Below are 14,240 nucleotides of genomic sequence, written 5' to 3' on the forward strand. Positions count from 1 at the left end.
AAAAGAGATAATAGTGAAAATGAAAAAGCTGCAATTCATATCGCTAAAACAAAATCCAGTGACCCTTATGACCTTGATTTTAGCTCAGCCATAGACCCAATTAAAATCCTCGTTATAAATTCCAGAGCCAGTTCCCTTAAGTTTTCCTTGTTTGACACACGCTACTCAGTTGCCGCTATGGATGGAATAGTGGATAAAATCGGCTCATTATTTTCTTATTACAAGGGGTCAGGGGCAAAGGGTGATTTTAAGGGAAACGTATTAGTTGGCAGTATAGAGGAGGCAATAAAACTTGTGGTTAAGCTGCTTACCGATGCTAAGGGAGGCGTCATCAGCACAATTGATGAAATAACAGCAGTCGGACACAGGGTGGTTCATGGCGGCAACAAGTTTTCTAATTCAGTTGTAATAAATAATAGCGTGATAGAGAACATAAAGGAATTTAACGTCTTTGCTCCCTTTCATAACCCCTACAACATCGAGGGGATAGAGTGTCTCATGAGGCTCCTTCCCAATGCTTCTCACATAGCAGTATTTGACACCGCCTTTCATAAGGGAATGCCAGATCATGCCCACAAATATGCCCTGACACCCAGTTTAAATAACAATGAAATCATAAGACGATACGGTTTTCACGGGATTAACCACCACTTCGTAACGCTAAAGGCTGCCGAGTATCTGAAAAAAACAACCGGACAGCTCAAGATAATTTCCTGCCATCTTGGGCACGGCTCCTCGGTAACGGCAATAGACCACGGCAGAAGCATTGACACCAGCATGGGACTGACCCCCCTTGAGGGTCTTGTCATGGGGTCAAGGAGCGGAGATGTTGACCCGGGACTTTTCCTGTACCTTATGACGTTAGGCTACACGGCAGATGAATTAAACAATATGTTAAACGAGCAAAGCGGCATAAAGGGTGTCAGTGAGATTAGCAGCTACATGGAGGAGGTGCTTACAGCAGCGGAGGATGGAAATAAAAAAGCTGAAAAAGCCGTCAGAATGTTCTGCTACAGGGTGAAAAAGTATATAGGAGCGTATATAGCAGCTCTGGGCGGGTTGGACGTTTTAATATTTACGGGCGGTATAGGCAGTAATTCCACAGAGGTGCGGGCAAGAATATGTCAGGGGCTTGACCCTTTTGGCATTACTATTGACGATGACGCAAACAGGCAGGTAAGACCCTTTTTAAGACAGGTCGAGGAAATATCAGAGGCAAATTCTAAAGTCAAAACCCTTGTAATTCAACCCGATGAAAAACGTATGATAGCCCGTGAGACCCTTCACGCTCTGGGCAGACATACCACAGTAAGCCGAAGGGAACAGGAGTACAAGCAGACGCCGATTCCTGTAAACGTATCGGCACACCACGTGCATGTTACAGAGGAGGCATTTAGGGTACTCTTTGGTGAGGGCAGGCAGTTGACCCCTAAAGCGTCGCTTAGCCAACCCGGGCAATTTGCGGCAGCAGAGACAGTAAATCTGATCGGCCCAAAGGGCAGAGTGGAAAAAGTGCGCATACTGGGTCCTTACAGAAAAGACAGCCAGGTGGAAATATCCCGCACTGAAGAGTTTAAACTTGGAATAGATGCACCTGTCAGAGACTCGGGCGATATAGAGGGCACGCCGGGAATTACGCTAGAGGGCGATTTTGGGCAGTTAAAACTGGACAAAGGAGTGATTTGCGCACGGCGCCACGTTCACATGTCCCCCGAGGATGCCCTCAGATTTGGCCTCAGAGACAGAGACGTTGTGCTTGTTAAAATAAAGAGCAAACGGGAACTGACTTTTGGCGACGTTTTGGTCAGAGTACATCCTGATTTCAGACTTGATATGCACATAGATACTGATGAGGGAAACGCTGTTGAACACACGCCGGGAATGGTTGGTTACATAGAGGGTATTCAACACAGAGCATATATGTAAAGTAACCTAATCTGTGCTTAAAATACTCTTTTTTTGAATATTGCTGCGATTTTATGTTACAATCAACAAATCACCTCTTAATTCAACAGGGTGGGTTTTTGCACAGATATGAGATGGTTACGGCACTAACCGCATGGAGGTATTATGTATAAAGTGCTTTTGATAGAGGACGATGATACGGCCAGAAAGCAGTTGGCGAAGTACGTTCAGAAGGAGCGTTTTGAGGTAATACAGGCTGAAAACGGGCGTGTAGGTATTGAGCTTTTTAAAACAGAAAATCCACATATAGTGTTGACCGATCTTAAGATGCCGGACGTTGACGGCATGGAGGTTGTTCACACAGTTAAACGGCTCTCTCCGGAGACTGAGATAATTGTGTTTACCGGTTATGGAGAGGTTGAAACTGCCATATCTGCCATTCGTGAAGGAGTGCTGGACTACCTGAAAAAGCCGATAGACCTTGACGCGCTGAGTATGGCTCTGGGACGCGCTGAGGAAAAAATCGGGATGAGACATTCAGAGCATCTGTATCCTCATATTCTTTTGGCTGAGGATGAGGAAATACCCCGCATACGCCTTAAGAGAGTGTTAGAAAAAGAACACTGGAAAGTTTTAGATGTCTCAGACGGTGAAGCGGCTGTTAATACATTCATAAGTACAAAGATGGATATTGTTCTTTTAGATGTCAAAATGCCTAAATTGGACGGACTTCAGGCTCTTCATCAGATGCGGGCCATAAACGATGATTTTGAGGCTATAGTTTTTACCGGTTACAGTGATGAACAAAGCGCTATTCATGCTATGCGCGGCGGGGCGGTGAGTTTCTTAAGAAAACCTGTGGATCTTGACCAACTGATAGCTACAATAGAAAAGGCACTGGAAAAGCTCTACAGAGACAGAGCGTTAAGGTATCGCACACGTGAACTTGAACTGGCTAAGCAGATACTTGCCCAGGTTACTGACGAGGAGGAGGTAATACTCAATATTCACAAAAGTGTTGTGGAACAATCACTGACTTTTGCCCAAAAACTAATGGATTCCATTCCCACACCGGTTGTTGTAATAAAAAAAGACCTCACATTAACCTACATGAATAAGTGTATGCTTGAAGCATTAGATTTCACACCTAAAAGTATTGACGAGAAACTGCTTGAAAATCTAAAAAAAATTGGAATTAAAGATCTCTCCATCGAACAGATAACCAATTCAATAGACATACTTTTTTCAGTGCCTGGAAAATTAGAAACGATAAAAACAGGCACTCACTCCTTAATCACCCTGACCTTAATTACAGTGGTTGGCGATGTTAAGGAACATTATGTTTTGATAGCACTGCGCGGCGAAAGGTCGGCTTAGGAGCTGAAACATGGAATCTGGCTCAAAAATCGTTCTTATCGTTGATGACGATAAGATGACATCATCTCTTCTGGAAAAAGAACTGTTAAGAGGGTTTTTTACTGTATTTACTGCACCTGACGGCAAAAGCGCACTTGAGAAAATAGAAACAACTAATGCCTGCATTCTTCTTATAGATGTTAACCTTCCCGACATAAACGGGATAGAATTAATTAAAAAAGTCAAAGCAAAGAAACCGGAGTGCGAGATAATAATAATTACCGGCTATGGGACCCAGGACATAGCAATTCAGTCGCTAAAGCACGGAGCCTTAGACTACATAGAAAAACCTATAAACATAGAGGAGCTTTTTGCGGCCCTTGGCAGAGCACAGGAAAAACTAACTGAAAGAAGCTCCTTCTTTACCAAAAACACTCTTCTCATAATTGATGACGATGAGGTGGTTATAACGCGGCTGAAGAGATTTTTTGAGGCCGAAGGCTACGAGGTGTTTACCGCTGCAAGCGGACTCAAAGGGTTAGAGATTATTGAATTCAGCAAGATTGACGTTGTCATTTCAGACATAAACATGAGCGACATGGACGGCATAGAGGTGATTACTGCGGCTAAGAAATATTATCAGGATATAGAGTGTATCATGGTAACCGGAGCTAATGATGATGAACATGCTATCAGATCCCTTCGTGCCGGAGCCATAGATTATTTAAATAAACCTGTTAACCTTGATGAGCTGCTGTTTTCAGTAAAAAGGGCAATAGAAAGGATAAATCTCAACAGAACCCGCCTCTATAGAAGCCGTGAACTTAAGATATCCTCTGAAATCATCTCCAAGATGAACGAAGAACTTGAAAGAAGAATACAGGAAAGATCAAGTGAACTAAGCAAAATGCAGGTGCAACTTTTTCAGACGTCAAAACTTGCAACACTTGGTGAGATGTCTGCCGGCCTGGCGCACGAAATAAATCAACCACTAGGCGGCATAGCTCTTGTTGCCAAGAGTTTTCGCAAACTCCTGGAACACGGCGGATTAACAGAGGCTGAAATTGTCTCCGGCCTTGATGACATAGAGTCATCTGTCAAGCGGATGACTAAGATAATTCAACACATCAGGACTTTTGCCAGACAGGACACCTTAAAGTTTATAAGAGTTGATGTTATTGACACAATAGAGGCGGCATTTAGCCTTCTGGATGAGCAGTTACGGCTTCATGAGATAGCGGTCATAAAGGACTTTGAGCCATCCACTCCATCAATTATCGGAGAGCCTTATCAACTTGAGCAGGTGTGGATAAATCTTATCACTAACGCACGGGATGCTATGGATGAAAAAGATAAGCAGATATATGATGCAAGGATTAGATCATGTGTTTACAATAAGTGTCTGAAGGTTACTGTAAAATATGATATTGATGCAGACTCTGTTGTTGTAATAGTTGCCGATAACGGGATGGGGATGTCACAAAAGGTCAGGGAGCGGGTGCTGGAACCTTTTTTTACAACAAAAGAAGTTGGGCAGGCAACTGGTTTGGGGCTTTCGATAAGTTATGGTATTATAAATAATCATAAAGGTAGAATTGAAATTGAAAGTATGGAAAATGATCATACGACAATAAAAGTAATATTACCGACGTGGGATTCTCATCGTTACGAAACGGAGGAGACCCCCGGTAAGCACGATGCAGTGATAGCAGCAAACAGCGAAAGAGTGTCTTAGGAGATATATGGCAAAATTGTTAGTTATAGACGATGAGGTAATCATCCGGGAAAGGTTAAAGAAACTGCTCTTGTTGGATAAATACGAGGTTTATTCAGCGGAAAATGGTATTGAAGGCCTCAAAATGGTTGAAACACACCTGCCTGACATAATCATAGCCGATATTAAAATGCCAAAGATAAGCGGTATAGATGTTTTAAAAGAGGTCAAAACAAGAAACAACTTGATCGAGGTAATTATGATAACCGGCCACGGAGGCTGCGAAACGGCCATAGAGGCAATGAAACAAGGCGCCTTTGGATATATACAAAAACCAATAGAGTATGACGAGCTACATATAGAGATTGAAAAGGCGTTAGAAAAACAGCAAATGAAAATGAAAATTGACTCATACGTCAAAGAACTTGAATACAGAGTCAATGAGTGGGAAATTACTTTTAACAGTGTCAGCGATATGCTTTCTATCCACGATAAAGACTATAAAATTGTCAAGTGTAACAAGGCATTTATTGAAACTTTTAAATTTAACCCGGATACCAGCAACAACAAACTCTGTTATGAGATTTTCAGCTGTCTGAATGAAAGAGATTGCTGTAATGCTAAAACCTGTAGTATAAGTAAAAGCTCTTGCACTACGGAGATGTATTATCCGGAACTCGATTTATATTTTGACGTAATCGCATCCCCGATTTTTGGAGGTGATGGAGAGTTTAATGGCACCATTCATAGATTTAAGGATATTACTCAGAGAAAGCTCCATGAGGAAAAAATAAAGGCGTCGCTTCAGGAAAAAACCCTTCTTTTGCGTGAAATCCACCACAGAGTTAAAAACAACATGGAAATAATCTCAAGCCTGATAGAGCTTCAAATCGAGGACTCCAGTGATAAACAACTTATTGGCATGTACAATGAGATGAAAAACCGGATACGGTCAATGTCTCTTATACATAAGATGCTGTATCAAAGTGAAAATCTCTCTGAAGTTAATTTTAATGATTACACCAAAAACCTTACGGCTGATCTCATTAACTCCTATTGCATAGATCCTTCAATGATAACAGTTAACATAAACATTGACGATGTGCTGATAAATATGGACACTGCCATGCCATGCTGCTTGATAATAAACGAACTAGTGACAAATTCTCTGAAATATGCCTTCACGGAGACTAAAACCGGCACACTTGAAATTTCCATGCAGAACGTTGGTGACAATATGTATGAATTAATTGTGCGTGATGATGGAAAAGGCATACCGGAGGGTTTTGATATAAACAAGACGTCTTCTCTTGGTTTAAAACTGATTAGAACACTTGCGGAGTATCAGCTTGGCGGCAAGATTGAAATGAACACGAGTGGCGGCACTGAGTTTAAACTCAGGTTTAAGGAACTACAATATAAGAAACGAGTATGAAAAGGACTAAGAGGCAGACATGAAAGACGCCAGAGTTTTAATAGTAGAGGATGAGGGTATAATAGCGATGAACTTGAAGCGGAAGCTGGAAAAGTTTGGGGCTATTGTCACATCGGTAGTGCCATCGTCAGAGGAGGCCATATCAAAGGCTGAAACAGACAAACCCGACATAATTTTGATGGATATTGTAATACAGGGCGATATGGATGGAATTGATACAGCGGCAGAGATAACTAAACACGCTGATATCCCAATTATATTTATGACGGCCTATGCCGACGAAAAACTTTTGGAAAGAGCAAAAATAACAGAACCATATGGATACATCATTAAACCATCCAACGATAAAGAGATTCAGATAACTTTAAAGATGGCTCTTTATAAACACAAAATGGAAAAATACCGTAAATCGGCTGAATATAAAGATATGCTGCTAAAGGAAATCCACCACAGGGTCAAAAATAATTTTCAAATAGTTACCAGCCTCCTTAGTCTGCAATCAGAGAGTATAACCGATGAAACCCTCCGGAATGTCTTTATTGACAGCTATAACCGAATACGTACAATGTCAATGATTCATACAAAACTGTATAAATCGGCAGATTTATCAACTTTTGATTTTGCCGAGTATGTCCAGGAACTTTGCGCCGAGCTTGTAAACTCTTATGAAATACATTCAAACACTCCGGTTATCAAACTGGATGTTAACGTCAAAAACGTTGACATCAGTATTGCAATCCCATGCGGGCTGATTATTAATGAGCTTATCTCAAACTCCATGAAGTACGCCTTCACAGGCGGTACGCAGGGCACGGTATTTGTTGGCTTTAATGAAGATGGCAACGGTAACTACGTTTTAATCACAGGGGATAACGGAGTTGGGATTCCTGAGGGCTTTGACTTAAGCAAAGCACGTTCACTTGGTATGCAGCTGGTGCACGATTTGGTAAAGAGAAAACTTAAAGGCACAATAGAGATAGACACAACAAGTGGCACGACATATCGGATGGTTTTTAAAAAAACTGTGATTGAGAGTGCTTAAAGTGTTAAACGGACTCAGGGGATAATTCAAACATGGCGATTTTTAAAAAGAAGCAAACCAACGGCTTTATAAGCCGGGTTTCACTCACTGTAAAAGTAGCTGTTGTTACGATAGTCATAGGGATTACTCTTAGTGCCGTGTTGGACTATTTTCACAGAAAAGCGTTAAAGGAAACATTTAACACACAACTGCTAAGTATGCTGGAGACTCAGGCAAAAGAAGACAGAAGACAATTCGATGCACTTTTTTTCGGTTATCACCGCAGCGTTAAAGCATTGGCAAACCAATTCTTATTAATCAAATATATTGAAAAAGCATCATGGAATGGTGACACTCAGACAAAATCATATCAACAAGAAATCCCACCATGGCTTCCTAAGGTGTCTGTTTTGAAATACTATCCTGAGATTGAATATGCCTTGCTTTTTGATACTCACAAAAAAATCAGAGAAGTTTACACTGAGTTTTCCGACCCTTTCCCTGCTTCACTTACCTCGTTAAGTGATTTTATAATTGAAACGGCAATAGAAAATTCCTTTATAACACACCTTGACGTTGACTACGTCATTGCCTCAGCAATTGTAAAAAACGAAAATGGCGAAAAAATTGCTACTCTTGTACTTGCCCACAGATTAAATAACGATTTTTTACAGGATGCTATGGGGCCCAATAAAGGAATAGTAGCACTTTACAGTGATAATGAAAATGCAGTTATGGCTACAAATATGCCTGAGCTAATATCCACTGGTAAAACTCTTACAGACCTGAAAGCAGAGTATATGCTTACGGGGAAATCTTTTTTGGATTATGGTGAAAGCGAAAATAAGTACGCATTTCTCTCACTTATATCAAAGAGCACGTTTGACGGGCTAAGCGTCAATATTCTCTCCCGCAGCGTTAAGTATAACGTTACTACTGCGTTTACCCTTATTCTGTCATTTATCGTTATCATGCTCTACATCATGCGGAAAGTAAGGAGATTAGACGACTATATAGCGGATGTTTCAAAGAATCAGTTAGGGATAGACTGTCCGACGTTAATTAAAAGCAAGAACAGATTTATTAGAAGCGACCAAATTATAGCGCTTGAATACAGGTTTCACAGTCTCTTTGACAAGATAGTGGAGGCAAAAAAACTACTTGAAAAAAGAGCAGCAGACCTTGAACATATCAATAATGAACTAAAGGAGGCTACGGCTCAATTGGTTCAAACCGCTAAACTCTCGGCCCTGGGAGAGCTTACTGCCGGTGTTGCCCATGAACTTAACCAGCCGCTAAACGGCATAAAGATAATATGCCAGTCAATTATGAAAGATATACAAAAAGGCAGACACGACACTGAAGAGCTTGGCACAGATCTATCCGACATAGTGGAGCAGGTGGATAAAATGGCTGCAATTATAGACCACATGCGTATATTTACAAGGCGATCGGATACTATGGTCGTTGAGCCTGTAAATATTAATGTTTTAATTGAAGGGTCATTCAAACTATTAAACCAGCAGTTACGGTCTAATAATATAATATTGAAGACAGACTTTACGCCGGAGTTGCCGCAAATAAAAGGCGACCATATCAGGCTTGAGCAGGTTATAATTAATTTAACCTCTAATGCAAGAAATGCGCTAAAAGCCGGCACGAAAGCAGAAAAACGGCTTGAAATAAAAACATACCTCTCTAATAACTTTAAACTGCCCTCAAGCTCAGATTCCGTAGTTATCGAGATAGTGGACAATGGCCACGGAATTCCACAGGCGATTAAAGACAAAATATTTCAACCTTTTTTTACCACTAATGAGCCTGGAAAAGGCACAGGGCTGGGACTTTCCGTATCAAGAAAGATAATAGAAGAGCATGGCGGCTTGTTATTGGTTGAGAGTGAGGATGGTGCCGGAACAACATTTAAGATAGTGCTGCCAATTCAACCATAGCAGTGTGCACACAAAACGGAGGTTTTATTATGTATAAGGTATTGTTAATAGAGGACGATGAAACGGCCAGAAAACAACTGGCAAAATATGTCCAAAAGGAGCGGTTTCAGGTAATACCGGCTGAAAATGGGCGTGTTGGGATAGAGCTTTTTAAGTCAGAACAACCGCAAATAGTGTTGACTGATCTAAAGATGCCTGACATAGACGGCATGGAGGTTATTCACACGGTAAAACGGATGTCCCCTGAGACAGAGATAATAGTGTTTACTGGCTACGGAGAGGTGGATACCGCCATAGCGGCTATTCGTGAGGGAGTGCTGGATTACCTGAAAAAACCGATAGACCTTGATGTCCTGAGTTTGGCTTTGGGGCGGGCAAAAGAGAAAATCAATATGAGGCAAGCCGAAAGCCTCGTTCCTCACATTCTGTTGGCCGAGGATGAGGAAATTCCACGTACACGCCTGAAAAGGGTATTAGAAAAAGAGATGTGGAAAGTTTTCGATGTTACAAACGGTGAGGATGCAGTCGGGCTTTTTGCCCATACAAAGATAGATGTTGTGCTTCTGGATATTAAAATGCCTAAAATTGACGGGCTTGAAGCTTTACACAAGATGCGGGCAATAAACGACGACTTTGAGGCTATAATTTTGACCGGATACGGGGATGAACAGAGCGCCATACAGGCAATGCGTGACGGGGCGCTGAGTTTTCTCAGAAAGCCTGTGGATCTTGACCAACTGATACTGTTAATAGAAAAGGCGTTGGAAAAACTGAGCGGTGACAGAGCATTAAAATATCGCACCCGTGAACTTGAACTGGCAAGGCAGATTATCGCCCAGATTACCGAGGAGGAGGATGTAATAATCAATATCCACAAGACCATTGTGGAACAGGCGATGAATTTTGCCCAAAGATTATTGGATTCTATTCCTATGTCAATTATAGTAATCAGAAGAGACCTTTCGTTAATCTACATAAACAAATCAATGCTTGACATGATAGATTACTCTCCTGAAAGAATTGATGAAAAGTTTCTTGAGGTTATGAAAAAAATCGGGATAAAAGAAGTTTCGATTAAACAGATAACTGACTCTGTGGAAATTCTTTTTAACGCACATGGGCGGGTGGAAACTATAAGAACAGGTACTTACTCATTTATTACCCTGACTTTGATTACGATAGTGGGCGAGGTTAAGGAAAATTACGTTTTGATGGCAGTGCGCGGTGAAAGGCTGTCTTTAAGCAGTTAGTTTCGATAAGATTTTTTTAACGGTGCTTAACCAAGTAGAGACCGTTGCAAAATTCGATATTTTGAATTTTCACAATAAAAAAACTTTTATAGCAATATGCATAATTACGTTCATTATTTTTAAAGGCTGAGATTGCCACGTCGCTATCGCTCCTCGCAATGACGAATAAAAAACACTGTAAACACTACTATTTATCGTCATTGCGAGCCCCCGCAGGGGGCGTGGCAATCTCATCCTTTTAAATAATCAATATGAATATCTTTTTGAATTTTGGTATATTTACAATTGTGTTTTTTTTAGAGTTTTGGCTGAAAAATGTTTTTTGCAACGGTCTCAAGTAGTAATCAGAAGTGTCCCCTAAAGGGGAGCCCCCTTTGGCGGTAAGAAGAAAGCGACGCCTCCCATAACAGGCAATTTAATTCTGCTTGAAAATAAGGAAACTGCCGCCCCCTTGGGATAGGGCGGCAGTTTTTAGGGGAGGAACGAGGCGCTTATAGATTATGGTAACATACGTAACCACTTTTGTCAAGTAAAATTTTTTAAAAATCAAAAAATTTTTTAAAAATAATTATATTTTCAATACCTGACTTAAAATTACGTTCTATATTCAGCATTTATCTTTATATACTCTTCAGTTAGATCGCAGGTGCGTATTTTTGCAGAGTTTTCGCCCATATTCAAATTTACACTTAGCAGGATTTCCTTTTCCTTTAGCACTTCTGTGGCTGCAGTGTCATTATTAGTGGAGAGCCCCTTACGGACAACTTTGACCTTGTTGAAATATATATCCACCTTATAGGGATCAAACTGCACATTAGAGGCACCCATAGCGGCCATAATGCGTCCCCAGTTGGCATCCTGCCCGTATATTGCGGTTTTAACAAGCGAGGAGCCAGCTATCGCTCTGGCTACAGCTTTGCCTGCCTCTGTCGTATGAGCGCCTGTGACCACTACGGTGATAAACTTAGTTGCCCCCTCGCCGTCTCTTACAATCATGTCAGAGAGCAGCGAAAAGGTCTCTGTCAGGGACTTTTGAAAGCTTTTGAATTCTTTTGTACCTTTCTCTATGGTTTTATTTCCGGCAAAGCCGTTTGCAAAAACAATGACCGTGTCGTTTGTGCTCATCTGCCCGTCAACCGTAATGCTGTTGAAGCTTTCATTAACTGAGGCACTCAGCGCCTCTTTTAGGGCATCCGTTGTTATTGCCGCATCGGTTATGGCACAGGAGAGCATTGTAGCCATAGAGGGTGAAATCATCCCGGAGCCTTTAGCAATAGCCGATAGTGTAGCTTGAGTTTTACCAAATTTTAACTCTGTTGAAATCAGCTTTGGAAACGTATCGGTAGTCATAATAGCCTGGGCTGCGTCAAGCAGAGTGGATTGGCCGAGATTTTGTGCTAATTCTGGTATTTTGGGGATCATTCTGTCCATTGGAAGCGGGGTGCCAATGACACCGGTTGAGGAGACAAATACGTCAGTCTCTGGTATTTTGAGTAATTTTGCAAGAGCCGCAGAAATCTTCAGGACATCTGCCATCCCTTTTTTACCAGTACAGGCGTTAGCGTTACCGCTGTTTATAAAGAGCGCTCTGCCGTAACCTTTTTCAATTCTTTCCATATCAACAATAACCGGAGCGGCTTTGACGGTGTTTTTAGTAAAAACCCCGGCAGCCTGTGCCCTTACGGTTGAATATATGAGTGTCATGTCATTGCGGCCAGGCTTTTTAATGGCTGCCTCCGCCGCCGATATTAAAAACCCTTTTGGAATTGCTGTATCTTCTTTTATCATTTATAAATACCCTCCGTTTACTGCTAAAGCAGTGACTCTTATGAAGTAAGATTAACACGCAGAAGGAAATAAATTCAATCAATATATGTACTAATTAACGGTCAAATCCACTCTGCCAGGCTCAATTGACACCCTCCTGCTAAATGGATTATAGATAAGTGTGACAGTCTTTTCGCTTGCGATAAAGTATGCGGCAAATAGCTCAGAAAGTCCCTCTCTGTCAAAAAACACCAGCAACTCGCCCTCTTTAACTTCACCCTTTGAGGGTAAAAGCACACTGGTTAAAAATTTAAAAGACATCTGTTTTTTACCGTCATACGTTTCCCATCGTAACTCTTTTTTCTTGAAATCAATAGTCAATGTATTGGTTTCCCGCCTGTTTGATGAGGTATCGTTAAGGTATGTGATGACTGAGGCAAGCCGCTTGGCCTCAATTGAGGGTGAGGCTCTGAGGCTCATAAATGATGGGTATGAAAGCGCAATTATAACAGAAATTATGAACAATACTACTACTAGCTCAAGTAGAGTCACCCCATGCTGGCTCTTATTGGATGTTCCAGCTTTCAATATCCTTATTTATGCCCTCACCGCCTTGTGCACCATCCGCTCCGTAGCAAACAATGTCGTAATCTCCGTGGGCGCCGGGTGAAACATAGACATACGGCCTGCCCCAGGGGTCTGCGGGAATTTTTTTGTTTTCCAGATAACCTCCCTCCCTGTAATTTGGCGGGATTTGCCCAACTGTGGGTTTTACTACCAGTGCCTCAAGCCCCTGCTCAGTTGTCGGGAAAAACCCCGTGTCCAGTTTATACATTTTTAGCGCGGTTTCAAAGTTTCTTATCTGAATCTTAGCGTCAGCTATCCGTGCGTCATCCGTGCGGCCTATGATCTTAGGAGCCACAATGGCTGCTAAAAGACTCAAAATGAAAACCACCACTATTATCTCAAGAAGCGTAAAACCTCTGATACCAAGAAGCACTCTATCGCCTAACTTTGTTGGCATCGTTAAAAGCTCCTCAACGTACTATAAGTACGCCTGCGTCGCTTTCTCCTTGCCGCCTCGTTATGCTTCTGACTGCTACTTGGTATGACTACCGAATTGCCTTTCAATCCCAAATATCTAAACATCACTGCCCCCTACACATTATTATAAACCAGGTACTTGATCTCCTTTATAATTTTAAAGATACGCTCATTATATCAAAATGAATACTTAAAGTGACAGTAATATTTAAGTTTAGGTGTCAGACAATCTCTAATCATTTGCGTAATTTAACAGATAACACAGGGCAGCAAAGTCGTAAGCGAAATGACAAAGCATGGGGGCAAGCAGAGTCCCTGTGAAAGAATACAGTGCGCCAAGGTAGAGACCCATAAGTGTTGCAAATACAAAATATACCGGATTAATAAAATGAAAAAGCCCAAAGATCAGACTTGAGGTTATAAGTCCCATTTTTAACTGAAGAGCACCGCGAAAAAACGCCTCCTCACATATTCCGGCTATTATTGATATAAAAAAGATGTCCACCACCCTCGCTTCTGAAAACAGTCCTCTTATCTCTTTAAGCATAAACCTTCTGGATTTCCTGAGAAAACCAAAATTGTCTGCGCTCTTTGAAAGCGTAAAGACAAAGAGAGCAAACGGGAAAGCTGCAAAGAGGATACCGTAAGCGGATTCTTTTAAAATACTCTTAGGTGCCGGTATAAGATTAAACTCATAGTACCATGACATAGCAGCAGCACACAACAGGGCGCCTAACTCAGTCAGAATTGCAAGTAAAAGCAGCCGCCCTCTTGATATCTTAGGCTCCATGTGTAA

11 protein-coding genes are annotated in these 14,240 nt (G+C 41.5%); 7 read left to right on the top strand and 4 right to left on the bottom strand.

The features are described 5' to 3' along the window. From HQK88_12200 to HQK88_12230, 7 genes are all read left to right on the top strand, one after another. Positions 1–1,926, top strand: a 1,926-nt coding sequence (locus HQK88_12200) for an acetate/propionate family kinase (GenBank protein ID MBF0617562.1), incomplete at its 5' end; no start/stop codon positions are given. A 144-nt stretch (positions 1,927–2,070) separates the two neighbouring features. Next, the gene (locus HQK88_12205) at positions 2,071–3,282 is read left to right on the top strand and encodes a response regulator (protein MBF0617563.1); all 1,212 of its coding nucleotides are present in this window, start codon (positions 2,071–2,073) and stop codon (positions 3,280–3,282) included. Positions 3,283–3,292: 10 nt separating this feature from the next. Next, positions 3,293–4,996: a response regulator gene (locus HQK88_12210; protein ID MBF0617564.1), complete on the top strand. Its 1,704-nt coding sequence runs from the start codon at positions 3,293–3,295 to the stop codon at positions 4,994–4,996. Between the two features lie 7 nt (positions 4,997–5,003). Next, complete coding sequence (locus HQK88_12215; GenBank protein ID MBF0617565.1) at positions 5,004–6,410, top strand: response regulator; 1,407 nt, start codon at positions 5,004–5,006, stop codon at positions 6,408–6,410. A 19-nt stretch (positions 6,411–6,429) separates the two neighbouring features. Then, complete coding sequence (locus tag HQK88_12220; protein MBF0617566.1) at positions 6,430–7,452, top strand: response regulator; 1,023 nt, start codon at positions 6,430–6,432, stop codon at positions 7,450–7,452. 32 nt (positions 7,453–7,484) lie between these two features. Next, on the top strand, positions 7,485–9,383 hold the full coding sequence (locus HQK88_12225) for a hypothetical protein (protein MBF0617567.1): 1,899 nt from the start codon (positions 7,485–7,487) through the stop codon (positions 9,381–9,383). Between the two features lie 29 nt (positions 9,384–9,412). After that, a complete protein-coding gene (locus tag HQK88_12230; protein ID MBF0617568.1) occupies positions 9,413–10,633 on the top strand; it encodes a response regulator in 1,221 nt (406 codons plus the stop codon). 594 nt (positions 10,634–11,227) lie between these two features. Here HQK88_12230 and argJ read toward each other — a convergent pair. The 4 genes from argJ to HQK88_12250 form a co-directional block, all read right to left on the bottom strand. Then, complete coding sequence (gene argJ, locus HQK88_12235) at positions 11,228–12,421, bottom strand: bifunctional glutamate N-acetyltransferase/amino-acid acetyltransferase ArgJ (protein ID MBF0617569.1); 1,194 nt, start codon at positions 12,419–12,421, stop codon at positions 11,228–11,230. Positions 12,422–12,511: 90 nt separating this feature from the next. Continuing rightward, the gene (locus HQK88_12240) at positions 12,512–12,952 is read right to left on the bottom strand and encodes a hypothetical protein (GenBank protein MBF0617570.1); all 441 of its coding nucleotides are present in this window, start codon (positions 12,950–12,952) and stop codon (positions 12,512–12,514) included. Between the two features lie 13 nt (positions 12,953–12,965). Further along, on the bottom strand, positions 12,966–13,424 hold the full coding sequence (gene gspG / locus HQK88_12245) for a type II secretion system major pseudopilin GspG (protein ID MBF0617571.1): 459 nt from the start codon (positions 13,422–13,424) through the stop codon (positions 12,966–12,968). Between the two features lie 252 nt (positions 13,425–13,676). Then, the gene (locus HQK88_12250) at positions 13,677–14,234 is read right to left on the bottom strand and encodes a CPBP family intramembrane metalloprotease (protein ID MBF0617572.1); all 558 of its coding nucleotides are present in this window, start codon (positions 14,232–14,234) and stop codon (positions 13,677–13,679) included. Positions 14,235–14,240: the final 6 nt, after the last annotated feature.

Source organism: Nitrospirota bacterium, assembly GCA_015233895.1.
In the GTDB taxonomy this organism is placed as follows: domain Bacteria; phylum Nitrospirota; class Thermodesulfovibrionia; order Thermodesulfovibrionales; family Magnetobacteriaceae; genus Magnetomonas.

What these genes read in the sequence shown, in the direction of transcription:
- HQK88_12205 (MBF0617563.1), top strand. Translation starts at nt 2,071, where the DNA reads ATGTATAAAGTGCTTTTGATAGAGGACGATGATACGGCCAGAAAGCAG.
- HQK88_12210 (MBF0617564.1), top strand. Translation starts at nt 3,293, where the DNA reads ATGGAATCTGGCTCAAAAATCGTTCTTATCGTTGATGACGATAAGATG.
- HQK88_12215 (MBF0617565.1), top strand. Translation starts at nt 5,004, where the DNA reads ATGGCAAAATTGTTAGTTATAGACGATGAGGTAATCATCCGGGAAAGG.
- HQK88_12220 (MBF0617566.1), top strand. Translation starts at nt 6,430, where the DNA reads ATGAAAGACGCCAGAGTTTTAATAGTAGAGGATGAGGGTATAATAGCG.
- HQK88_12225 (MBF0617567.1), top strand. Translation starts at nt 7,485, where the DNA reads ATGGCGATTTTTAAAAAGAAGCAAACCAACGGCTTTATAAGCCGGGTT.
- HQK88_12230 (MBF0617568.1), top strand. Translation starts at nt 9,413, where the DNA reads ATGTATAAGGTATTGTTAATAGAGGACGATGAAACGGCCAGAAAACAA.
- argJ (MBF0617569.1), bottom strand. Translation starts at nt 12,421, where the DNA reads ATGATAAAAGAAGATACAGCAATTCCAAAAGGGTTTTTAATATCGGCG.
- gspG (MBF0617571.1), bottom strand. Translation starts at nt 13,424, where the DNA reads ATGCCAACAAAGTTAGGCGATAGAGTGCTTCTTGGTATCAGAGGTTTT.
- HQK88_12250 (MBF0617572.1), bottom strand. Translation starts at nt 14,234, where the DNA reads ATGGAGCCTAAGATATCAAGAGGGCGGCTGCTTTTACTTGCAATTCTG.